This window comes from Amycolatopsis decaplanina DSM 44594 (assembly GCF_000342005.1).
Classification (GTDB): domain Bacteria; phylum Actinomycetota; class Actinomycetes; order Mycobacteriales; family Pseudonocardiaceae; genus Amycolatopsis; species Amycolatopsis decaplanina.
Map to the genome: position 1 here is coordinate 313,496 of NZ_AOHO01000074.1, position 25,957 is coordinate 339,452.

Below are 25,957 nucleotides of genomic sequence, written 5' to 3' on the forward strand. Positions count from 1 at the left end.
CTGCTCCTTATGGCGGGTCATTCGCCGGCCAGCCCGGCCTCGAGTAGGTCCATCTGGTCAGGGGAAAGGGCGAGTAGCGTGCCGTCGGCGGGCTCCGGCACCGCGGCGGGCCCGTCCCCGGCCAGGATTTCCTTGGCGAGCAACGCCAGCCGTTCCGGCGTCTTTTCGTCGAAAACCTGCCGCGGGGTCAGTTCCAGCCCCTGACTGCGGGCCCTCGCCGACAACTGCATCGAGGTGATCGAGTCGCCGCCGAGTTCGAAGAAGCTGTCCTCGGGAGCCACCTGTTCGAGCCCCAGCACCTCCTCGAACAGCGCGCACATCCTCGCCTCCGCGGCCGTGCGCGGATCCCGTTTCGAGGACGTCCCGGTGAAGTCGGGGGCTTGCAGCGCCCGGTGATCGAGTTTGCCGTTCGGGGTGAGCGGCATCTTCTCCATCGACACGAACGCCGCGGGCATCATGTAGTCCGGCAGTCGTTCGGCGGCCAGCTCCCGCAGCGCGGCGGCCAGCGTGCCGTTCCCGTCGCCGGCGGCCGCCGACGGCACGACATAGGCCACCAGCCGCTTGTCGCCAGGCCCGTCCCGGCGGACGGAGACCGCCACCTGGCCGACCCACGGATGCTCCGCGAGCACGGCCTCGATTTCGGCGGGCTCGACCCGATAGCCGCGCACCTTGACCTGCGCGTCGACCCGGCCGGCGAAGAGCAGCTGGCCTTCCCGGGTCCAGCGGAACAGGTCGCCGGAGCGATACATCCGCTCGCCGGGGGCGAACGGGCTGGCGACGAACCGTTCCGCGGTCAGGCCGGGGCGGCCCAGGTAGCCGCGGGCCAGTCCGACACCGGTGATGTAGAGCTCGCCGACCACACCGGGCGGCACCGGCCGCAGGAACGCGTCGAGCACGTAGTGCCCCACGTTGTGGATCGGTCCGCCGAGCGGGACCTGGTCGTGTCCCGGGGACAACGGAGCGCTCATCGTCGAGCAGATGGTCGTTTCGGTCGGCCCGTAGGCCTGGATCACCCGGCGGCCCGGCGACCAGCGGTCCACCAGCGCGGCCGGGAGGGCCTCGCCGCCCGTCAGCACGGTCCGCAGGGTGTCCGGCAGGTCGTCCTCGCTCGCCAGCACACTCGGCGACACGGTCAGGTGCGTGATGTCCGCCTGCCGGATCGCGTCGCCCAGCGTCACCTTCGGCGGCATGCTCGCCGCGTCCGGCAGGACAAGGGTCGCCCCCGCCAGCAGGGACATGTAGAGCTCGGAGACCATGGCGTCGAAGCCGATCGCGGACAACTGCAGGATCCGCGAGGACGACGTCACGGCCATCCGCTCGATATGCGCGTACCCGAGGTTGACGAGTCCGGAGTGGGTGACCAGGACGCCCTTCGGCACCCCCGTCGAGCCGGACGTGTAGATCACGTACGCCGCGTCTTCCGGTGCCGGCTCGGGCAACGCGACGTCCGGACCGGCGGGCAGTTCCTCCAGCACCAGCACCGTGCCCGCGAACCCCGCCGGCACGAAGGACAGGGTCGCCTTCGTGCACACCAGCACCCCGGGCGCCGAGTTCGCCAGCATGAACTCGACGCGGTCGCGCGGATAGCCCGGATCGACCGGCACGAACGCCCCGCCGGCGAACATCACCCCGAGCAGGGTCACCGCGAGGTCGGCCGAACGCTCGACCAGCACCCCGACCCGGGCTTCGCGCCGCACGCCCGCCCCGGCGAGCAGCCGCGCCAGCGACTCCACTTCGCCGAGCAATCCCCGGTACGACAGGCTTCGCGTCGCGTCCTGGACGGCGATCGCGTCCGGCGTCCGCTCCGCCTGTTCGCGCAGCAGCACCGGCAGCGTCTTCTCCGTGAGCGGCGCGCCGGTCCGGTTCCACTCGTCCACCACCAGGCGGCGCTGCTCCGGGCCGATCAGGCCGATCCGCCCCACCGGCGTCCGCGGTTCGGCCAGCACCTGGTCGAGGGCGCGGAGAAGGGTCGCGACCGTCTCCTCGGCCTCGACCCGGTCGAGCACGTCCGGCCGGTAGATCACTTCGCCGCGGACGGGACCTCCCGCCACGGACGCGCGCAGGGACAGCGGATAGTGCCCGTCGTCGTCCGAGTTCCCCGCGGGGCCCATGACGAGCGTGTCGGGGCCGTCGAGCCGGGGCGGCGGGGGCGGGTAGTTCTCGAACACCACGATCGTGTCGAACGCCGCGCCCCGGCCGGCGGCCTTGATGATCTCGCCCTGCCCGACGTGCTGATGCGGCAACAGATCGGATTGCCGCTCCTGCAGGTTCTTCAGCATGTCGACGACCGGTTCGGTGCCGATGAGGCGCGCCCGGACCGGCAGCATGTTCATGAACAGGCCGACCGCGGCCTCCACACCGGGGATCTCGGCCGGACGCCCGGCCACCGCGGCGCCGAAGACCACGTCCCGGCGTCCGGTCTGCCGGGCCAGGTGCAGGGCCCAGATCCCCTGGAAGAGCGTGTTCGGCGTGACACCGTGACGGCGGCAGAACTCCGCCAGGCGCCTGCTCGGCTCGTCGCCGAGTTCGAACCTGACGCGTTCGGGTTCGAGCGGGGTGCGGATCGACTCCGGCGGCACGATCTGGGTCGCCTCGTCGAGCCCCGCGAGTTCGGTCCGCCACGCCTGAAGCGCGGCCGTCTTGTCCTGGCGGGCGATCCAGGCGAGATAGTCGCGGTACGACGCCGACGCGGGCAGCGCCCGGCCGTCACCGCCCGCTTCGTACGCGGTCAGCACGCCGGTGGCCAGCAGCGGCAGGGACCAGCCGTCGACCACGATGTGATGCGACGTGAAGATCAGCCGGTGCCTGCGTTCGCCGAGGCGCACCAGATGCAGACGCAGCATCGGTCCGTTGGCCAGGTCGAACCGTTCGGCGTGCTGTGCCGCGGCGAGGCGGTCGAATTCCGCCAGCGCCTCGTCCTCGGGCAGCCGGGACAGGTCGGTCTCCTGCCAGGGCAGCGTCGCCTCGCGGGAGATCGTCTGCACGGCCGTCCCGGACGCGAGCCGGTGGAAACTCGTCCGCAGGGCGGCGTGCCGGTCGAGCACGGCCTGCCAGGAGGCGCGGAACCGGGCGGCGTCCAGCGGGCCGTCGAGGGCGAGGGTCCGCATGCTCGCGTAGACGTCCGGGCCGTCGTCGTCGGCGGCGTGGAACAGCAACCCTTCCTGCAGCGGGGAAAGCGGCCAGATGTCGAGCAGATCCGGCACGGTGGCCTCGAGCTTCGCCACCTCTCGCTGCGTCAGCGCCGTGAGCGGGAAGTCGGACGGCGTGTGTCCCCCGGCGCCGCCGCCGTCGACGTGCGCGGCGAGGCCGGTCAGCGTGGCCAGCCACGCGTCGGCGAACGACTCGGCTTCGGCGTCGCCGAGGAGCCGTCGGGCCCAGGTCACGGTCAGGCTGAACTCGGGTCCGTCCGCGCCGTCCGTCACGACGGCGTCGATCTCCAGGACGTGCCGCAGCGGCGTGGCCTCGTCCGCCGCGTCACCGACGATTCCCGTTATCCGCCAAGGCTCACCGTGCCCGTCGGACCGTGAGGAGAAGCGGCCGAGGTAGTTGAAGCCGATCTCCGCTTTCGGCAGCGCCGCGAGGACCGGTGCCGTCTCCGGGTTGAGATGGCGCAGCATCCCGTAGCCGAGCCCGCCGTCGGGTACCGCCCGCACGTTCTCCTTGACCTGCTTCAGCAGAAGACCCGCCGCGTCGCCGCCCGCGACGACGTCGGCCGGGTCGGCTCCGGTCGTGTCCAGCCGGAGCGGGTGGACGTCGGTGAACCAGCCGAGCGTCCGCGACAGGTCCATCTCGCCGAGGGGCTGACGCCCGTGGCCTTCGACGTCGACGACGACGGCGGTGCCGCCGCGCCAGCCTGTCACGGCGCCCGCCAGGGTGGCCAGCAACACCTCGTGGACACCGCAGTGGAAGGCCGAGGTGGCCTTGTCCGCGAGCGTGCCCGCCGGCAGGGTCCAGGTCCGGCGTCCCGCGGTCGACACGGTGTCGCGCCGGGGGTCGAGCTCGCCGAGTCGCCGTGGTGCCCCGTCGAGGATCTCCGTCCACGTCGCGAGCTCGGCGGTCCGGTTCGCCGCCTCTTCGGTCAGCGTCCGCGACCAGCGCCGGAAGGAGACGTCCGGTGCCTCGAGCGACGGCCGCAAGCCCGCGAGCGCGGCCTCGCAGGCCGCCTGCAGGTCCGGCAGCAGGGTCCGCCACGACACCACGTCGACCACCAGGTGATGCGCGGCCACCACGAGCCGCCCGGCGTCCGCCAGGACCGCCCGCACCATCGCGCCCCCGAGGGGATCCAGGCGTGCCGCCGCGTCACGCGCGATTTCGTCGATGTCGCCCGCGGCGGTGCCGGCCCGTTCGACCAGCGTCGCCGCGTCGACCGTTCCGCGGTCGGCCACGACCAGCCGGGGCTCCTCGCCCTCGGTTTCGACGATCCGGCTCCGCAGCAGGTCGTGGGTGTCGAGCACCGCGCCCAGTCCGGCCGCCAGCGCGGTCACGGAAAGGTCGGCGGGCACGTCCACGATCACCCACTGCGCCATGCCGCCGCGGGTCAGCCCGAGGGGGTCGCGTTCGAGCAGTGCCCGCACCACCGGCGTCAACGGGACCTCGCCGACGCCCTCGCCGTCCTCGGCCCGCGTCCGGCCGCCGTGCTCGGCGACCGCCGCGATCCCCGCGGGCGTCTTGTGGTCGAAGACCTGCTTCGCCCCGAAAACGAGGTTCTCGCGACGCGCGCGGGCGGCCAGCCGCATCGAGAGGATCGAATCCCCGCCCAGTTCGAAGAAACCGTCGTCGGCGCCGACCCGGTCCAGTCCGAGGATTTCGGCGAACAGGCCGCACAGCACCCGCTCGGTCTCGGTGCGCGGTTCGCGACCGGCCGAGGTCGGGACGAACTCGGGGGCGGGCAGGGCCGCGCGGTCGATCTTTCCGTTGATCGTCAACGGAAAACCGTCCAGCACCAGCACCACCGACGGCACCATGAACTCCGGCAGCCTGGCCGCGAGCTGCGCGCGGACCGCGTCGGATTCCAGTCCCTGTCCCGGTTCCGCGGTCACGTAGGCGATCAGCCGCTTCTCGCCGGGACGTTCCTCCCGCGCCACCACGATCGCCTGCGCGACGTCGGGGACCTCGGTCAGCGCCGCCTCGATCTCGCCGGGTTCGACCCGGTAGCCCCGGATCTTCACCTGGGCGTCGGCACGCCCGCCGAACAACAGTTCGCCCCGCTCCGTCCAGCGTGCCAGGTCGCCGGTCCGGTACATCCGCTCGCCGGGGGCGAACGGATTGGCGACGAACCGCTCCGAAGTCGACGCCGGGTTGCCGAGGTATCCGTGCGCCAGCCCCGCTCCGGCGAGGTAGAGCTCACCGGTCACGCCCGGGGCCACCGGCTGCAGGAACGCGTCGAGCACGTAGGCCCGCCGCCCGGCCAGCGGGCCACCGATCGGCAGCGTGTCGCCCGTTTCGGCCCCCGGTTCGAGGACGAGCCACGTGGCGCAGAGGGTGATCTCGGTCGGACCGTAGAGCTGCCGGAAGCGGACGTCGGGGCATGCCCGGCGCATCCGTTCGACGGAGGCGAGCGGGACCGCGTCCCCGCCGGTCAGGATCTCCCGCAGCCCGCGGAAGGAGTCGGGCGCTTCCTCGGCCACCGCACGGAAAGCACCCGCCGTCAGGTGGACGGTGGTCACGCCGCGGGCGATCGCCTCGCGGAGCCGCTCCGCGTCGACCGTGCCCGCTTCCGCGACCACCACGCGGGCCCCGTTGACCAGCGGCACCCAGAGCTCGACCAGCGACGCGTCGAAAGCGTGCGACGCGTGCAGCAGTACGTGATCGCCGGGGCCCTGCGACCAGCCGGTGTCGCTCGCCAGCGCCGCCACGCTTCCGTGTGGCACGGCGACACCCTTCGGCACCCCGGTCGATCCCGACGTGTACATGACGTAGGCGACGTCGTGCGCTCCGACCGTGACCGCCGGCGCCTCGTGCCGCGTTCCGTCGATCGACGGCAGGTCCGCGACCACCGGCTCGACCCCGTCCGGCACCGCCTTGCGGCTCGTTTCGAGGCAGACCGCGACCGACACCCCGGCGTCGGCCAGCATCCGCTCGATCCGGTCCGCGGGATAGTCGACGTTCACCGGTACCTGCGTGGCGCCCGCCTTCCAGACCGCGAGCAGGGCGACGAGGAGGTCCGCGCCGCGCTCCATCACCACGCCGACGCGGTCACCGCGCCGCACGCCGACGGCGGCCAGCCGTCCGGCCAGCCGGTCGGATTCGCGGTCGAGGCCGGTGTAGGTCAGGGTGCGTTCGCCGTCCACCACCGCCACCGCGTCCGGCGAGGCGTTGGCCTGCCGCCGGAACAACTCCAGCACCGACGTCGTGCCGGCCGCGTCGCCCGTCGAGTTCCAGCGTTCCACCACCGACTCGCGCGCCGGTTCGCTCGTCACGCCGAGGCGGCCCACCGGCAGCGAAGGCCGTGCCACCACCTGGTCCAGGACACGCACGACCTGCCGGGCGACCTCGGCGGCCGTTCCGGCGCCGATCCGGTCGGGCCGGTAGGACACGTTGATCCGCAGGCGGTTCCCGAGGCTGACGTTCATGGTCAGCGGATAACCGGTGCCGGTGCGGGTGACGACCGAGCTGATCGCGACACCGCCGTCGTCGCCGAGACCGTCGGCGGTGTGCGGGTAGTTCTCGATCATGACGATGGTGTCGAAGACCGCGCCCGTACCCGCCGCCTTCTGGATCTCCGGCAGCCCCAGGTACTGGTGTTCGGTCAACGCCGCCAGGCGTCCCTGCAGGTCCTGGATCAGCTCCAGCACCGGCTGCCCGCCGTCGAGCCGCACCCGGACCGGGACGGTGTTGATGAACATCCCCACCATGCGTTCGACGTCCGGCACCTCCGCCGGACGGCCCGCCACCACCGACCCGAACACCACGTCCGTCCGGCCCGCGAGCCGCGCCAGCACCAGCGCCCAGGCGGCCTGCAGGATCGTGCTCGTCGTCACCCCGTTGCCCCGGGCCAGTTCGGTGAGCGCGCGCGTCGTCTCCTCGGACAGCAGTTCGGCGTGCTCCCCGGGCATCACCATCGTCTTGCCCGCGTCGGCGTCCACAAGGGACGGTTCGTCCGCGCCGGCGAGCTCGGCCCGCCACGCCGTCCGGGTCGCGTCGCCGTCCTGGCGGCCCAGCCACGCCAGGTAGTCCTTGAAGGACGGTGCCTTCGAAGGGAGCTGCCCGCCCGCGTAGGCGGCCGACACCTCACCCACGACGAGAGGCGTCGACCAGCCGTCCAGCACGACATGGTGGGACGTCAGCACGAGCCGGTGCCGGTCGGCACCGAGCCGGATCAGCGACAGCCGCAGCAGCGGCGGCTCGGTCACGTCGAACCGCCTGCCCTGATCCTCCGCGAGGAGCCGTTCGACCTCCGCGGCCGCGGCCGCCTCGTCGAGGTGCGACAGATCCACCACGCGCCAAGGGAGTTCGGCGTCCCCCACGACGACCTGCACCGTCTCACCGGACCCCAGCTGATGAAAACCGGTCCGGAGCGATTCGTGCCGGGCGAGCACCCGCGTCCAAGCCTCGCGCAGCCGTTCCGCGTCGAGTGGCCCGTCGAGGTCCAGGATCCGCTGGCTCTGGTAGACGTCGACACCGTCGGCGTCGAAGGCCCGCTCGAAGAGCATGCCCTCCTGCAACGGCGACAGCGGCCAGATGTCCGTCAGTCCCGGCGCCGCGGCTTCCAGTTCCGTCACGTCCCGCCGCGTCAGGCCGACGAGGGCGAAGTCGGACGGCGTGTGCCCGCCCGCGCCGGGATCCTCGGCGAGCGCCGCGAGGGCGGTCAGCGTCTCCGCCCACGCCTCACCGAGCCGTTCCACCGCGGCGAAATCGGCGTCCCGGGTGTCGATGGCCAGCCCCAGCCGCGGTCCGGACGGCGTGTCCTGGACCTCCGCGCTGACCTCCACGGCGTGCGCGAGGACCATGTCCGGACCGCCGCCGAGCGGCCCTTCGCCGCCCGGCTGCCACGCGGTGTCCTCCGGGGCGAGGACGGTCCGGCCGAGATAGTTGAAGCCGATCCGCGAGGACGGCAGCCCGGCCAGCGTCGCCGCGGTACCGGGGTTGAGATGGCGCAGCAGCCCGTAGCCGGATCCGTCACCGGGCACGGCGCGGCTCTGGTCCTTCACGGTCTTCAGCAACGACCCGGCGGCCGCGAGGTCCACATCGGACAGATCGAAGCGGACCGGGTGGACACTGGTGAACCAGCCGACGGTGCGCAGCAGATCCTCGCCGTCGGCGGCTTCGCGCCCATGCCCTTCCACATCCACCAGTAGCCCGGCGCCGGTACCGCGCACCCGCGCGACCGCACCGGCGAGACCCGCCAGCAGGACGTCCTGGATCCCGCAGTGGAACGCCCCCGGCAGGAGCGTCACCAGGTTGCGCGCCTCGGTGCCGGACAGTCGCGTGGACCACGAATGCGACTGTCCGGTGTGCTGTCCGGTGTCCTCTTCCGCGGCCGGATCCGCGCCGTCCAGCAGGGCGACCCAGTCCTCGAGTTCGGCCACGGTGCTCTCGCTGTGCGCCTGCTCGACCTGCCGCAGCGCCCACTGCCGATACGACGTCGCCGGGGCTTCGAGGGCAGGGGCCCGGCCGGAGATCAGCTCGTCGTGGGCCGCCCGCAGATCCGGCAGCAGGATTCCCCACGAGACCGCGTCGACGGCCAGGTGATGCGCCACGAAGGCCAGCCGGCCCGGCTCGGCGTCCCCGGCGTCGACCCACACGACCCGCGCCATGATCCCCGCCGACGGGTCCAGCGTGCCCGTCGCCGTCCTGACTTCGCGCTCGGCGACCTCGTCGAGTTCCGTCGGCTCGGCGGCCACCCGCGTGACCAGACCGGCCGCGTCCACCGCGCCGCGCCCGGGCACGATCAGCCGTCCGTCCGGCTCCACCCGCGCCCGCAGCAGGTCATGCGTGTCCAGCACCGCCTGCAGCGCGCTCACCAGCGTGTCCTGGTTCAGGCCTGCCGGAGTGACGACGACGCGCACCTGCGCGAAACCGGGGCGCAGCGCGTCGTCCCCGAGGGCGAGCATCACCGGCGTCCGCGGGATCTCCCCCACGCCGGTGACGACCTCGGCGCGGGGCGTCGCGGCGGTCTCCTGCGCCAGGACCGCGAGGCGCTCGGGAGTCCGGTGCTCGAACACCTGCCTCGGGGTCAGCGGGATGCCTTCGCGACGCGCGCGAGCGGCGACCTGCATCGACGAGATCGAGTCGCCGCCCAGTTCGAAGAAGCTGTCCTCGATCCCGACCCGGTCGAGGCCGAGGACTTCGGCGAACACTCCACAAAGGACTCGTTCGGCGTCGGTGACCGGCTCCCGGCCCGCCGACTTCGACGCGAAGTCCGGTTCGGGCAGTGCCCGCCGGTCCACCTTTCCGTTGACCGTCAACGGCAAGGCGTCCAGTACCAGCACCACGGCCGGGACCATGAATTCGGGCAGCGTCTCGGCCAGCTGCCCGCGCAGGCGCGCCGGGTCGGCCTCCTGCCCCGCTTCGGCGACCACGTAGCCGATCAGATGCTCGCCCCTCGGGAGCACCACGGCCTGGGCCACCCCCGGCAGACCGCCGAGGACCACCTCGATCTCGCCCGGTTCCACGCGATAGCCGCGGATCTTCACCTGGTCGTCGGCGCGCCCGGCGAACGCCAGCGCGCCCTGGTCCGTCCAGTACGCCAGGTCCCCGGTGCGGTACATCCGCCCGGCGGCGACGAAGGGATCGGCGACGAACCGCTCGGCCGTCAACGCCGGACGGTCCAGATAGCCTTGCGCCACACCGGCTCCGGCGACGTACAGCTCGCCTGCCACCCCTGCGGGCACGGGCCGCAGGAACGCGTCGAGCACGTAGACACGCCGTCCCGCGAGCGGTCGTCCGATCGGCAGCACGGAACCCGTCTCGTCACCGGGTTCGAGCAGCCACCACGTCGCGCACAGCGTGGCCTCGGTCGGGCCGTAGAGATGCCGCACCCGCACGTCCGGGCACACCCGCCGCACGCGCTCCACCGCCGCCGGCGGCACCGCGTCGCCTCCGGTCAGCACCTCGCGCAGACCGGCGACGGACTCCGGCGACTCCTCGGCCAGCACGCGGAAGGCCCCCGCGGTCAGATGGGCGGCCGTGACGCCACCGGCCACGTGACGCGCCAGCGCCTCGCCGTCCACCGCGCCCGATCCGGCCAGCACCACCCGCGCGCCCGACACCAGCGGCACCCACAGCTCGAACAGCGAGATGTCGAAGGCGTGCGAGGCGTGCAGCAGCACGGCGTCGCCGGGGCCCACCCGCCAGCCCGGCTCCCCTACCAGCGCCGCGACATCGCCGTGCGACACCGCGACACCCTTCGGCGTCCCCGTCGACCCGGACGTGTACATCACGTAGGCGAGGTCATGGGCGCTCGTGGCCGTCGACCGGCGAGCGCTCTCCTGGACCGCCTGCCGCGTCCGGGGATCGTCCAGGACGATCGGTTCGAGGCCGACGTCCAGCACGGCGTCCCGGTACGTTTTCGCGCACACCACCGCCGCGGGCCCGGAATCCGTCAGCATGAACTGCACGCGTTCCACCGGGTAGGCGGGATCCACCGGCACGTACGCCGCGCCCGCCTTCCACACCGCGAGCAACGTCGCGATCAGCTCGGGTGACCGGTCCAGCACCACGGCCACCCGGTCCCCGCGCCGGACTCCCTTGCCGTGCAGGTGACCGGCGAGCCGCTCCGCGCGCTCGGTGAGTTCTCCGTACGACAGCGCCCGGTCGCCGTCGACGATCGCCGGCTCGTCGCGGCGGCGCTCCACCTGGCCGTCGAACAGTTCCGGCGCCGTCCGGTTCGGCGGCGCCTGGGACGACGTACCCCAGGCGTCGACCACCAAGGCGCGCTCGGCCGGGCTCGTCACCTCGACGTCGGCCACCGTGAGGTCGCCCGCGTCCGTCAGCAGGCGCAGCACCCCCGTGAAGCGCTCGATGATCGCGAGCGCGGTGTCCCGATCGAAGAGGTCGGTCAGATAGTCCAGCTTGAAGTACATCGATTCGCCGGGGACCGCGACCAGCGTCAGCGGATAGTGGGCGGCCACCCGGCCCTGATGCACCCGGATGCCGAAAGTCTCGGCGGAGCCCAATTCACCGGAATCGTGGTGGAACTTCTCGAAGACGATCAACGTGTCGAAGACGGCGCCGGGGCCTGCCGCCTGCTGGATGTCCGCCAGCCCCACGTACTGGTCGGGGATGAGCGCGGACTGCCGCTTCTGCAGGTCCGTCAGCAGTCCGGCGACCGGCGTCGTGGCGCGCAAGCGCACGCGCACGGGAACGGTGTTGAGGAACAGCCCCACCATCCCCTCCACGCCGGGAAGGTCCGGCGGGCGCGCCGACACCGCCGCCCCGAACACCACGTCCGTCCGCCCGGTCAGCTGCGCCAGCACCAGCGCCCACGCGCCCTGCACCACCGTGTTCAGCGTCAACCCCTGAGCACGGGCCAGTTCGCCGAGCGCTCGCGTGACGTTCTCCGGCAGCCCGGCCTCGACGCTCTCCGGCTCGGCGGGCGCCCGCCCCGGATCCGCGGGCACCACCAGCGTCGGCTCGTCGAGGCCCTTCAGCCGTTCCGTCCACGCCTCGAGCGACCTCTCCTTGTCCTGACGGCTCAGCCATGCCAGGTACTCCCGGTAGGACGTCACTTCCGGCAGGTCCAGCGGACCGCCGTCCGCCGCGTACAGCTTCGACATCTCGTCCAGCACGACGGGCAGCGACCAGCCGTCCATGATCGTGTGATGGCAGGTCACCACCAGGCGGTGCGTGTCATCGCCGAGGCGGATCAAGGTCAGCCGCGACAAGGGCGCCCGCGTGAGGTCGAACCTCGTCGTCCGGTCCTGCTCGGCCAGTTCTCGCACGGCGTCGGCGGGATCGTCGAGGTGCGAGAGGTCGACCTCCCGCCACGGAAGGTCCACCTGCTTGGCGATGATCTGCACCGTCTCGCCCGATTTGCGCTGCCGGAAACAAGCGCGAAGCGGGGCATGCCGGGACAGCAGCGTTTCCCAGGCCGCGCGCAGCCTGGCCGCGTCCACCGGTCCGTCCAGGTCCAGGATCCAATGACCTACGTAGACGTCGGGCCCTTCGCCGTCGTAAACCGCGTGGAAGAGCAATCCGGCCTGCAATGGCGACAGCGGCCAGATTTCCTCAATCCGCGACTGGTTCATCAATGTCTCCCTCAATCAGCGAAGGGTGTGAAGTTCGTCGAGCTCAGCTTGAAATCCCCGATTCGGCCTTGGCCGGTTCGAGGAATGCGGCTTCTTGTGCGGAATTACCCCCGTGAAGGGATCATCCCCCTGCCCGGCCTTGCCGGACAACATGTCCAGCCGCGTCGTTCTCTTGATTTGTAAGGAAAACAGGTCTTGCTTGGCCGTCTTCTTCGAGTGTCGCGAAAGCCACTTTCGGGACGTCCGATGTCCCGAAAGTGGCTTTCGCGACGTCAGTAACCGACGGAGCGAACCTCACGGCGTCACGGGGTCAGCGGCCGTTTTCGAACTCCGCTTCGAATTCGTCGATCTCGTCTTGATCCAGTTCGAGAAGAGCGACGTCGGACGTGGCGTATTCACTCGCGGCGGGAGCACTCGCTCCCCGTTCCACGATCGCCGCGATCGCCGCGGGTGTCCGCTGTTCGAACACTTCGCGCGCGCCGAAGGCCATTCCCGCACGGTGGGCACGCGCCGCCAGTTGCATCGAAAGGATCGAATCGCCACCCAGTTCGAAGAAACTGTCGTCCGCGCCCGCCCGCTCCAGTCCGAGCACCTCGGCGAAGAGCGAACACAGCAGCCGCTCGGCCTCCGTGACCGGTTCCCGGCCCGTGACGCGTCCGTTGAAATCGGGATCCGGCAACGCGTCCCGGTCCACTTTCCCGTTCGCCGTCAACGGCAGTGCCTCGAGCACCACCACCGCCGCCGGCACCATGTACCGCGGCAACCGGGCGGCCACGCTCTCGAGCACCGCGGCTTCGTCCACTCCGGACTCCCCGGCGGCGGTCACGTAACCGATCAGCCGTTTGCCGGAGGCGCTGTCCTTGGCCATCACCACGGCCTGCCCCACCGACTCCTGTGCCACCAAGACCGCTTCGATCTCGCCGGGCTCGATCCGGTATCCCCGCACCTTCACCTGATCGTCGACGCGACCGGCGAACACCAGTTCCCCGTCCGGGTTCCACCGCACCAGGTCCCCGGTCCGGTACATCAGCCCGCCGGCCCCGGACGGGTCGGCCACGAACCGCGTCGCGGTCAGTCCCGCTCGCCCCAGATATCCGCGTGCCACACCCGCGCCCGCCACGTACAGCTCGCCCACCGTGCCCGGCGGCACCGGCCGCAGCCACGAATCCAGCACGAACGCCCGCGCGTTCGTCATGGGAGTGCCGATCGGCACCACCTCGCCGGACGGAGCCGCCTGCCCGGGTTCGAGCCGGAATTCGACGCATCCGACGGTGGCCTCGGTCGGGCCGTATTCGTTGACGACAACGGTGTTCGGGTAGGTGCGGCGCCAGTGGGCGATCGTGTCGACGGACAACTGCTCGCCACCGAGCAGAAGGTCGCCCGCGACCGCGATCTCCCGGGAACCGGTGTCCAGGGTCTTCACATGGCTCGGCGTGGCCTTGAGGAACAGCGACGGGGCGCTTTCCACCGTGCCGATCAGGTCCTCCAGCGCGCCGAGGAGAACCGTTCCGCCCACGGTGAGCGGAGTGAGCAGCGCGGTCACCGTCAGGTCGAAGGCGATCGACGAATGCATCAGCGATCGTCCCCGTAGGCCCGGGTACTTCCGCCCGCAGTGGAACAGGTAGTTCGCCAGGTTCCGGTGGGTGACGACGACGGCCTTGGGCCGGCCGGTGGAGCCCGAGGTGTAGATGAGGTACGCCGGATGACGCGGATCCAGCGGCCGGACGCGGTCCGCGTCGGTGACCGGCGCGCGATCCCGGCCCGCCAGCTCGCCCACCGAGACCGGGTCGTCGATCACCACCGTCGCCTGCCTGCCGGCCAGCACCTCACCGGCGGGTGATGCCGACAGCGCCGCGGAGGTGATCACCAGCGCAGGCCGGGCGTCGTCGAGCATGTACGACACGCGCTCGGCCGGATAGACCGGATCGATCGGCAGCCAGGCACCACCGGTCTTGGTGATCGCCAGCACCGCGACGACCAGTTCCAGCGACCGGGGGAGCATCACCGCGACCAGGCCTTCGGGCCCGGCGCCCCGATCGATGAGCCAGCGCGCCAGCTGATTGGCACGGGCGTCGAGTTCGGCGTAAGACAGCGACAGGTCCTCGAAGATCACCGCGGTCGCGTCCGGGGTGGCGGCGACCTGCGCGGCGAACGACTCCGGGAGCGTCCGGTCCGGCACCTCCACCGCGGTGTCGTTGCGCGCCAGCAGGTCTCGCTGTTCGGCGCCGGACAGGATCGGCACCGCCGGGAGCGGCGTCCGCGGCTCGGCGACCACGGCTTCGAGCACCCGAGTGAAGCGATCCAGCACGGCAACGGCCTGCTCGGTGGTGAACAGCGTGGGCTGGTGCTCCAGGCGCAGGCGCAGGACGTCGCCGGGGACGACCGCCAGCGCCAGCGGGTAGTGGGTGGCGTCGGCGGCGGTCATTCCCCGCACCCGCAACCGATCCGGCTCCGTGTCACCGGTCTCGTCGGGCCTGGGGTAGTTCTCGTAGACGACGAGGGTGTCGAACAACCGGCCCAGCCCGGCGGTCTGCTGGATGTCGGCGAGCCCGACGTGGTGATGGGCCAGCAACGCGATCTGCTCGTCCTGGATCTGCCGCACCAGCTCGGCGAAGGTCTGCTCCGGCCGCGTCCGGACCCGGACCGGGACGGTGTTGATGAACAGGCCGACCATGGTCTCGATCCCGGGCAGCTCGGCCGGTCGCCCGGACACCACCGCCCCGAACACCACGTCGTCGCGTCCGGTGGTCGCCGCCAGCACCAGGCCCCACACCGCCTGCAGCATCGTGCTGACCGTGACACCGCATTCGCGTGCCCGCGCGGCCAAAGCGGCGGCGAACGTCTCGTCCAGTTCGGCCCACATCTGCCCGGGCACCTGGACCGGCACCGGCCGGTCGTCCGCGACCAGGGTCGGTTCCGGCAAGCCTGCCAGCGCCTCACGCCACGCGGTGATCGACGCGTCCCGATCGGTTTCACCGACCCAGGCCAGGTAGTCCCGATACGGGGTGACCGGCGCCAGCGCGGACGGAACCGCGCCGGCGCGGTAAAGCGTGAGCAGTTCGTCCACCAGCAGTGGCGTCGACCAGCCGTCGAGCAGGATGTGATGGTTGGTCAGCACCAGCCGATGGCTGTCCTGGCCCAAGGCCACCACCGTGATCCGCAGCAGCGGAGGCTTGGCCAGATCGAACGGCCGTGCCCGCTCGGCCGCGGCCACCGCCGTCGCCTCGGCCTCCGGATCCGCCGACCCCGTCGCGTCCACAAAGGACACCGGAACCTCCACGGCGCCCGGGATCACCTGGTAGGCGGGCCCGGCGGCGGCGTGCCGGAATCCGGCGCGCAGGTTCGGGTGCCGGTCCAGCAGCCCGCGCACCGACTTCCGCAGCAGCAGCATGTCCAGCGGACCGCTCAGGTCCAGCACCGCCTGCGCGGTGTAGACGTCGACACCGTCACCGCCGTAACCGGCGTGGAACGCGAGCCCGTGCTGCAGCGGCGACAGCGGCAGCACGTCGGCCACCCCGCCGGCGTCCGCGTATTCGGTTTCGAGGGCCTCGATCTCGGCCTGGTCCAAGGCGACGAGATCGAAGTCGGAGGCGGTGTGCCCGCCCGCGGCGGGATCGTCCGCCTGACGGGCCAGCCCTGCCAGCATCTCCAGCCAGCCCTGGGCCAGTCGTTCGACCTCCGCTTCGTCCAGCAGGTCTTCCTGCCATTCCAGCAGGAGCGTCAGTTCGGGACCGTCCGGCGAATCCTGGACGATCGCGTTGACTTCGAGCGCGTGCGGCAGGCCCATTCCGGGTTCCTGCGCACTGCCGAGGTCGCCGACCGGCTGCCAAGCCCGCACGTCGCTCTTCTCGGCGGTGGCGAACCTGCCCAGGTAGTTGAACCCGATCTCCGGCGACGGCAGTTCCGCCAGTACCGGACCCGTCACGTCGTTGAGATAGCGCAACAAGCCGTATCCGAGCCCGTCGCCGGGCACCGCCCGCGACTGCTCCTTGACCAGCTTCAGCAACCGCCCGGCCGCCGGGCCACCGGCGAGCACGTCCGCCAGATCGGTGTCCGCCACGGCCAGCCGTACCGGATGCGCGCTGGTGAACCAGCCCACCGTCCGGGACAGATCGGTCCCCGCGGCCGGATGACGGCCGTGGCCTTCCACGTCCACCAGCACCGCGTCGCCACCGCGCCGGCGGGTCACCGCTCCAGCCAGCCCCGCGAGCAGGACGTCGTTCACCCCGCAGTGGAAGACCAGCGGAGCCCGGCCGACCAAGACCGATGTCTCCCGCTTCGGCACCACCCACGACCGCGAGCGCACTTCGCCTTCCGCGGCCCGGCTCGCGGACGACCCGCGCTCCGCCGGTCCGAGGATCGCCTTCCACGCCTCCAGTTCCGCGACCCGTTCCACGGAGACCGCCTGCTCCTTCAGCAGGCTCGCCCACCGCTTGAACGACAGGCCCACCGGCTCCAGCGCCGGAGTCCGCCCCGCGGCCGCCGCTTCGCAGGCGGAGTGCAGATCCGACAGCAGGATCCGCCAGGACACGCCGTCGACCGACAGGTGATGGACGACCACCACCAACCGGCCCACCCGATCCGGTCCGGCGTCGAGCCACACGACCTGCGCCATCACCCCCGCCGGCGGGTCGAGTCTGCTGACGGCCTCGCGTGCCGCGTCCTGGACGGCCTCGTCCGGCGAACGGCCGTCGAGCCTGACATGGGTGACCCACCCGGCCGCGTCCACCGCCCCACGCTCGCCGACCACCAGCCGCCGTCCTCGCACGTCTTCGACAACGCGGGCCCGCAGCATGTCGTGCGTGCCCACCACGGCCGAGAATCCCGCCGCCAAAGCCTTCTCCGTCAGGCCCGGAGGTGTCCCGACCACCATCCACTGCGCGAATCCGGGTCCCGTGACGCCGTCGCCCAGCAGCGACATCACCGGCGTCCAGGCGACGTCGCCGACACCGTCGGGCTTCGGGGAAGAAGCCTGTTCCGGCGGCGAAGACACCTCCGCCAGCTGCGCGATGCGCTCCGGGGTCTTCCCGTCGAAGACGTCCGCCGCGGTGAACGTCAGCCCCGAACGCCGCGCCCGCGCCGCGAGCTGCATCGAAAGGATGGAGTCCCCGCCGAGGTCGAAGAAGCTGTCGTCCACACCGGCCCGCTCCAGCCCGAGCACGCCGGCGAACAGCTCGCACAGCACCCGCTCGGTCTCGGTGGCGGGCTCCCTGGCGGGCGTCCCGGTGGCGAAATCGGGGTCGGGCAGCGCGCGCCGATCGATCTTCCCGTGCGCCGTCAGCGGCAGGACGTCCAACGCCACCACCGCCGCGGGCACCATGTACTGGGGCATCCGGGACGCGAGATGCGCCCGCGCCGCCTGTGTGTCGATGTCGCCCGGCGTCACGTAGGCGATCAGGCGGTCTTCGCGGACGGTCACGGTGGCCTGGGTGATCCCCGGGTACGAGGACAGCGCGAACTCGATTTCGCGCGGTTCGACCCGGAAGCCGCGGATCTTGACCTGGTCGTCGGCACGCCCGGCGGACACCAGTTCGCCCTGGTCGGTCCAGTACGCCAGGTCTCCGGTCCGGTACATCCGCTCGCCGGGGGCGAACGGATCGGCGACGAACCGCTCGGCCGTCAGCGCCGGACGGCCCAGATAACCGCGCGCCACCCCGATGCCCGCCAGATACAGCTCACCGGTGATGCCGGGCGGCAACGGACGCAGGAACGAGTCCAGCAGATAGGCGCGCACTCCCGGGACCGGCCCGCCGAACGGGATCGGGTGCCGGCCCGGCGACAACGGCATGCTCATCGTCGCGCAGATCGTGGTCTCGGTCGGCCCGTAGGCGTTGATCATCCGATGGTTCGCCGACATCCGGTCCACCAGGCCCGGCGGGCAGAGTTCTCCCGCCGCGACCACGGTGTCCACCCGGTCCGGCAGCACGTCGACCGTGCCCAGCACCGACGGCGGTGCCTTCACCTGCGTGATGTCCCACCGTGCCAGCGTTTCGGACATCGCCATCCGCGGCGGCAGCTCCTGCTCCGGCGGTACCACCAGCGTGGCTCCCGACAGCAGCGCCATCATCACCTCGGACACGATGGTGTCGAAGCCGAGCGCCGCGAACTGCAGGACCCGCGACGACGGGGTCACGGCGAACCGTTCGATATGCGCCAGCGCCAGGTTCCCCAGCCCGGTATGGGTGACGACGACTCCCTTCGGAGTTCCCGTCGATCCCGACGTGTAGATCACGTACGCGGCACTGCGCGGATCCACCCGCGGCGGCTCTTCCTCCGGCGCCGCCGGCAGCTCGACCTCGTCGATCACCAGCAACCGGTCCTGGTACTCGGCGGGCACGGCCCCCCGTGTCGACGCCGCGCACACCACCAGCATCGGATCCGCGCTGCGGAAGATCGTTTCCTTGCGCTCGTCCGGATACGCCGGGTCCACCGGCACGAACGTGCCGCCCGCGAGCAGGACGCCCAGCATGCCCACGGTCCACCAGGACGACCGTCCCACCACCAGGCCGACCCGGGACTCGGACCCGATGCCGTGGGCGCGCAACACGGCGGCGAACCTCACCGACCGGTCCCACAACCGCGCGTAGGTCAGCTCACCGTCGCCGTCCACCAGCGCCACGCCGTCCGGCCGCCGGGCGGCCATCCGCCCCACCAGCGTGTGCAGCGGTTCCCCCGCCACCAGCGGCGGTCGCCAGCGGCGCGCCTCGGCCGTGCCCACACCTATCCGCCCCACCAGACCGGCGGGATCGGCGACCAGGGCGCCGATGGCACCGACGAACCACTCCAGCAGCGAGTCGGCGACGGCCTCCGGGACCTGGCCCTGCCAGTAGCCGAGCTGGATCTTGAACCGGTCCCCCGGGGTGATGCCGAGGGTCAGCGGATAGTGGGTGCCTTCGATCGTGCGCAGATACTTGTACCGGCCGGCGTACTCCCGCGGGTAGTTCTCGACCACCAGCAGCGTGTCGAAGGTCGCGCCGGGTCCGGCCGCCTTCTGGATCTCCGGCAGTCCCAGGTGCTGATGCGGCATGAGGGCCATCTGACGGCCGTACAGCTCGGTGAGCATGTCCATGACCGCTTGCCCGCCGTCCAGGGACACCCGGACCGGCATAGCGCTCATCAGCAGGCCCGGCATCGACTCGATGCCCTGGAGTTCCGCGGGGCGGGTCGCGACCATGGTGCCGAACACCACGTCGGTCCGCCGCGTGAGCCGCGACAGCACCATCGCCCAGGCGGCGTGCACCACCGTGCTCGGCGTCAGCCCGTGCTCGCGGGTGAACTCCAGCAGGTCGGCGTGCAGTGCGGGCGGCAGGTGGGTGACGCGGTAGTCGTAGTCGGTCGCGGCCGACGCCGACGCGATCAGCGCGGGCTCGTCGAGGTCGGACAGCTCCGCCCGCCAGGCCTCGCGTGCCGCGTCCTTGTCCTGCCGGTCCAGCCAAGCCAGGTAGTCGCGGTAGGAGGCGCCGTCCCGCCGTTCCGGCAGCCGCCCGCCGGGCTCGTACGCCTCGAACGCCTCGTTGAGGATGACCGCCACCGACCAGCCGTCGACCAGGATGTGGTGGATGACGACCAGCAGCCGGTGCCGGTCCTCGCCGACCCGGACGAGCACCAGCCGGATCAGTGGTGCCGTGGCGAGGTCGAACCGATGCGCCTGCTCCTGCACCGCCAGGGCCTCGAAGGCGGCGTCGACGTCGTCGGCATCGGTCAGATCCACCGTCCGCCACGGCACGGTGACGTCCCCGTGGACGGCCTGCACCGTCTTGCCCGACTCGAGCCGGTGGAAGGTCAGCCGGAGCTCGGCGTGCCGCCGGACGACGGTATCCCACGCGCCCCGCAGCCGGGTCTCGTCCAGCTCGCCGGTCAGCTCCAGGATCACCTGCACCTGGTAGATGTCGGGGCCCTGGTCGTCGAGGATCGATTCGAAGAGCAGCCCCTCCTGCAGCGGGGCCAGCGGCCAGATCTCGTCGGCGCCCGGAGCGGCGAGCGCCAGCTCCGCCTCTTCCGCCTCGGTCAGGCTGATCAGGGCGCCGTCGCCGGGCCGGTCGGAAGGCAGGTCCCGCGCCACGGCGGCCAGCCCGGCGGGAGTCGTCTCCTCGAAGATCTGGACCGGCGTCAGCAGCAGGCCCGCCTTGGCCGCGCGGGCCGCCAGGCGCATCGCGAGGATCGAATCCCCGCCCAGTTCGAAGAATCCGTCGTCGACACCGGCCCGGTCGATCCGGAGCACCTCGGCGAAGAGTCCACAAAGGACACGCTCGGCCTCGGTGGCGGGCTCCCGGCTCGTGGCGCTCGCCGTGAACTCGGGTGCGGGCAGCGCCGCCCTGTCCACCTTGCCGTTGCCGGTCAGCGGCAACGCGTCCAGCACGAGCACGGCGACCGGGACCAGGTACTCCGGCAGCACCGCCCCGAGACGCTCGCGGACGAGCGCGGGATCCACGTCCCCGCCCGCCACCACGTAGCCGACGAGCCGGCCGTCGATCGCCGCCACCACGGCGTCCTGGACGTCCGGCTGGGCGATCAGCGCGGCCTCGATCTCGCCGGGCTCGATCCGGAACCCGCGGATCTTCACCTGGTTGTCGGCCCGCCCCGCGAACAGCAGCTCGCCCTCGGCGGTCCACTGGGCGAGGTCGCCCGTCCAGTACATCCTCCGGCCCGGCGCGGACGGATCCGCCACGAACCGTTCCGCCGTCAGCCCCGCCCGGCCGAAGTAGCCTTCCGCGAGGCTTCCGGAGAGGTACAGGTCGCCGACCACGCCGGGTCCCACCGGCCGCAGCGACTCGTCGAGCACCTGGACCGCGCGGCCCGCCAGCGGACGCCCGATCGGCAGCACCGATCCCAGCACGTCACCCGGCTCCAGCAGATGCCACGTCCCGCACATCGTCGCTTCGGTCGGGCCGTACATGTGCCGCACCCGCGCGCGAGGGCAGGCTTCCCGCACCCGCTCCACCGCGTGCACGGGCACCACGTCACCGCCGGTCAGCACCTCGCGGAACCCCGCGAACGATTCCGGCGATTCCTCCGCCACCGCGCGGAAACTCCCCGCGGTCAGGTACGCCCGCGTCACTCCGGCCGCGGCCGCCTCCCGCAGGCGCCGGGCGTCCATCACGCCCGGCTCGGCGATCACCACCCGGGCGCCCGACGCCAGCGGCGTCCAGACCTCGAACAGGGAAGCGTCGAAGGCGTGCGGCGAATGCATGAGCACCGCTTCGCCCGGCTCCATCTCCCAACCGGGGTCCCGCACCAGCTCCGCGACGCAGCGATGCGAGATCGCCACACCCTTCGGCTTGCCCGTCGAACCGGACGTGTACATCACGAACGCCAGGTCTTCCGCGAGCGCGGCGGCCGGCGCCACGCCGGAAGCGTCCTCGTCCGAGGCGTCCGCTTCGAGGTACCCGGCGCCTTCCGGCACGGCGTCGCGCGTCACGACCGAGCACACCGTCAGCGCGGCCGCCGAATCCGAAACCATGAATTCCACCCGCGGCGCGGGGTAGGCGGCGTCCACCGGGACGTAGGTCGCCCCCGCCTTCCACACGGCGAGCAACGCCACCACCAGCTCCGCCGACCGGCCCATCATCACCGCGACCCGGTCGCCACGGCGAATCCCCCGCCCGGCGAGCCGTCCGGCCAACCGGCCGGCGGCCTCGTCGAGTTCCCGGTACGTCAGGACCCGGTCACCGTCGACCACGGCCACCGCTCCGGGTGCCCGGGTCACGTGCGAGGTGAACAGGTCCAGCACCGTCGGGGTGGTCCGCGCGGTGGAATTCATCGTCATCCTCCGAAACCCATGTATTCGATCGCCGGCTCGAGCTCTTCCTCTTCGACCTCTTCGATTTCCGGCTTGGGCGCGTCGCGGTCCGGGTTGGCGAACTGCGTGCGGTAGAGCTCGGCGTAGAGCCCGTTTTCGGCCAGAAGTTCGTCGTGCGTCCCGCGTTCGGAGACCCCGCCGCCGTCGATCACGAGGATCTGGTCGGCCTCGCGGATCGTGGACAGCCGGTGTGCGATCACGATCGACGTCCGGCTGCGCAGCGCGGTCTTGAGCGCCCGCTGGACGGCGGCCTCCGACTCGGAGTCCAGATGCGCGGTGGCTTCGTCGAGCACGACGATCGACGGTGCCTTCAGCAACAGCCTGGCGATGGCCAGTCGCTGTTTCTCCCCTCCCGACATGCGGTAGCCGCGATCACCCGAGACGGTGTCCAACCCGAGGGGAAGGGATTCGATCAGATCCCAGATCTGGGCGCCCTTGCAGGCTTCGATCAGTTCGTCCTCGGTGGCGGTCGGGCGGGCGTAGAGCAGGTTCTCCCGGATGGTGTCATGGAAGAGATACGCGTCCTGGCTGACCACCCCGACCGTGTCGCGGAGCGAGTCGAAGGTGAGGTCCCGCAGATCGTGTCCGCCGACGCGAACGGTCCCGGAGTTCGGGTCGTACAGCCGGGACACCAGGTGGGTGATGGTGCTCTTCCCCGCGCCGGACGGGCCGACGAGCGCGGTGAGGGTTCCGGCCTGGACCTGGAAGCTCACGTCGCGCAGGACGTCCGGCGACACTTCACCGCGCTCGCGTTCGGTCCGCAGGTGTTCCAGCGACGCCAGCGAGACCTCGTCCGCGGTGGGGTACCGGAACCGCACGTTCTCGAACCGGATGTCCGGCGCCACGCCCTTTTCCAGCTCGACGGCGTCGGGGCGTTCCTGGATCAGCGGCTTCAGGTCGAGCAGCTCGAAGACCCGGGAGAAGCTCACCACGACGGTCTGCGCGAGCTCCTGCATCCCGGACAGCTGCGTGATCGGCCCGAACAGCCGCGAAAGCAGGGTGGCGATGGCGACCAGCGTGCCGAGCTGGAACGCCCCGGCGAGCACGAGCTCGCCACCGATCCCGTAGACGAGCGCCGTGGCGAGCGAGGCCATCAGCGCCATCATCACGAAGGCCGTCCGGCCCCAGACGGAAAGGCTCACGCCGATCTCGCGGATCCGGCCGGAGCGTTCCTCGAACTCGGCCATCTCCTCGGCCGGGCGGCCGAACAGCTTGGAAAGCATGGCGCCCTGCACGTTGAACCGCTCCTGCAGCAGCCCGCCGAGGCCGGTGTTCGCGTCCATCTGCGCCACGCTGCGCTTCTGGATCACCCGGCCCACACGGATCCACGGCACGAGGAAGATCGGAATCAGCACCAGCGTGATGAGGGCGACGAGCCACGAAAGGTAGATCAGCTCGATCAGCACCACCACGACCATGACCACACCGGTGGCCGCCATGAGCAGCCCGGTGAAATGCTGCTGCGCCATGATCAGTTCCGAGTGCAGCCTGCCGACCAGGATCCCGGTCTGGGTGCGGGTGAAGAACGCGATCGGCAGCTGCCGGACATGGGCGAGCGCCTGGACCCGGAGGTCGTAGGTGATCCCCTCGCCGATCTTCCCGGAGATGTAGCCCGACACCAGCGCCAGCACCGCGGCCACCACGGCGAGCCCGGCGGTGAGGCAGGCCATCAGGATCACGACCCCGGAATCGTTCTTGACGATGCCTTCGTCGATGAGTTCCTTCAGCAGCAACGGAGTCGCGACGACGATCGCCGCCTCCAGCGCGGCGACCAGAACGAAGAGCGCCACCTTGCCGATATGCGGGCGGAAGTAGGTGAGCACCCGCCGCACCGTTCCCTTGTGGACCTTGGTGACCCAGGGATCGGGATCGTCATCACTCTTGTCCACCCCCCCGAAGCGCAACACCACGTCCATTCGGTCACCTCTCTCACGAACCAAGCCGGCGATCTCAATCGTGCTGAATCGAGTCGATGTCCACGAGTGGGTCCAAGCGATCGGTTTCCGCACTTGGACGCGTTTTACCGCAAGGCCTAACGATTTGCGGGGATCCGGGAGTGGCCTTCCACGCCGCGCCACAGCAGATCCGCCACCTCGGCGAGGTCGCCGGACCGCAACGCCGAGGCCGCCGCCGCGAGCTCGTCCGCGATCCGGTCGAGCAGCCCGGCCACCGCCACCGCGTTTCCGGCGAGAATCCTTTGCCACAGCACGGGGTTCCCGGCGGCGATGCGGGTCACGTCCCGCAGGCCCTGTCCGGAGAGGCTCAGCGCGACGTCGCCGCCGCCCGCCAGGCTCGCCGCCACGGCGGACGCAACCACGTGGGGAGCGTGCGACACCAGCGCCACCGCCGAGTCGTGCTCGTCCGCGGCCACGGTGACCGCTTTCGCCCCGCACAGAGACACCAGCTCCCGCACCAGCCGGACGGCGTCCGCGCCCGTTCCGGAGCCGGGGCAGAGCGCCCAGGGGCGGCCCGAGAACAGATCGGCGCGGGCCGCGGCGGGACCGGATCGCTCGCGCCCGGCGAGCGGGTGACCCGGCACGTAGGAGACCAGGTCGCAGCCGAGCCGCTCGGCGTCGGCGATCGGCTCGGCCTTGACGCTGGCGACATCGGTGTACACCCGCGCGACTTCCTGTTTCTGCAGTTCGGCCAGCCGCTCCCCGACGAGATGCGGTGGGACGGCGATCACCGCCAGGTCGACCTCCCCGCCGGTCCATTCCCGGCCCGCGCCGAGTTCCCGCGCCAGATCCGCGGCCTCCGCGTCGACGTCCGAAAGGTGGACCTCCACGTCCGTCTCCCGCAGGGCCAGCGCGACGGAGGTGCCGATCAGACCCGTGCCGACGACGAGCACTTTTTCGATGGTCACCCTCTTTTCTTATGCCGCGCGCCCGGCCATGTCGAGCCCCGGACCTGGGCACCGTGGGCGCCACCGTCCACTGAGGACACCGGTGTCCGAACACGGGAATGGACACCAGTGGGTCCGGACAGCACGAAGGGGACTTTCCCGCGCACCGCGCGGGAAAGTCCCCTTCGAGCCAGGCCTCCGCGTTACGCGATCACTCCCGCGGCGAGGTCGGTGGCGCGGTTCTCCAGGTGATCCGCGAATCCCGCCCAGACCCGGGCGTGATCCCTGGCGAACCCGGCGACCACGCCGTACAGGTGCGGTGGCACGCCTTGCAGGATCCGCTCCCACTCCTGCCCATCGATGGAATGCATGGTGAGCATGCGCAACAGGATCCGGCCCACCTCGCTCAACCGCAGGGTGGGATCCGCCTTGAGCCTTTCCAGTACGGCGAGACGCTCCCGGTCCAGCGCGTGACCGAGGTCCGGCTCGGTCAGGTTCAGCGGATGTTGTCTGGTCCGGAGCCTCCTGCTTCCGTTCGGGGTCGGGCTCTCACCGCGCTCCAGCCTGCCCCGCACGTCCCGGACCGTCTCCGGGGAGATGCCGACCTGTTTGGCGACCTGCCGGAGCGAGAGACCCGGGTCGTTGCGGATGAGGTCGGCGGCAAGTCGTCGTCGCTCCGAACTGTCCACCGGGCGGATCCGCCCATCCCGTCCGATCCTGGCCTCGTTCCCGCTCTCTCCGCCACGTTTGCGAAGGTCCGCCACCGTGCCGGCGGAGATGCCCGTCGCCGAAGCCACCCGCCGGTCGGACCATTGCGGATGCGTCCCGATGATCTGAACCGCCGCTCGTTTGCGATCGGCCAGCGAAAGCGGCAAACCGTGCCGGATGTTGGCCTCCACGGCCAGCACGAAGGCATCCGATTCGGTACCGTCGATGAACCTGGCCTGAATTTTAGTGTCGCCTCTGACTTGCGCCGCCCTGAGCCTGTGCAGGCCATCGACCACCCGCATCGTCGGTCTGTGCACGAGAATGGGCGGAAGCTCCCATTCTGCCGACAGCAATGTCTCGACGTGGTCCGGATCCTCACCCGAAGTTCGCGGCGAGCACACGGACGACAGCCTCGACAGC

The 25,957-nt window shown here is 71.3% G+C and carries 5 protein-coding genes; all 5 read right to left on the reverse strand.

All coding sequences use genetic code 11. From position 1 onward, the window contains the following. Positions 1-17 precede the first annotated feature (17 nt). Positions 18-12,188, reverse strand: a complete 12,171-nt coding sequence (locus H074_RS31600) for a non-ribosomal peptide synthetase (RefSeq protein WP_007034151.1) — start codon at positions 12,186-12,188, stop codon at positions 18-20. A gap of 310 nt (positions 12,189-12,498) precedes the next feature. Next, the gene (locus H074_RS31605; RefSeq protein ID WP_007034152.1) at positions 12,499-21,948 is read right to left on the reverse strand and encodes a non-ribosomal peptide synthetase; all 9,450 of its coding nucleotides are present in this window, start codon (positions 21,946-21,948) and stop codon (positions 12,499-12,501) included. Between the two features lie 2 nt (positions 21,949-21,950). Then, complete coding sequence (locus tag H074_RS31610; protein WP_007034153.1) at positions 21,951-23,903, reverse strand: ABC transporter ATP-binding protein; 1,953 nt, start codon at positions 23,901-23,903, stop codon at positions 21,951-21,953. 116 nt (positions 23,904-24,019) lie between these two features. After that, positions 24,020-24,850 carry a prephenate dehydrogenase gene (locus H074_RS31615; protein WP_007034154.1) on the reverse strand — a complete coding sequence of 277 codons (831 nt, stop codon included), beginning with the start codon at positions 24,848-24,850 and terminating at the stop codon, positions 24,020-24,022. A gap of 182 nt (positions 24,851-25,032) precedes the next feature. Continuing rightward, positions 25,033-25,737, reverse strand: a complete 705-nt coding sequence (locus tag H074_RS31620; protein WP_476692309.1) for a helix-turn-helix domain-containing protein — start codon at positions 25,735-25,737, stop codon at positions 25,033-25,035. Positions 25,738-25,957: the final 220 nt, after the last annotated feature.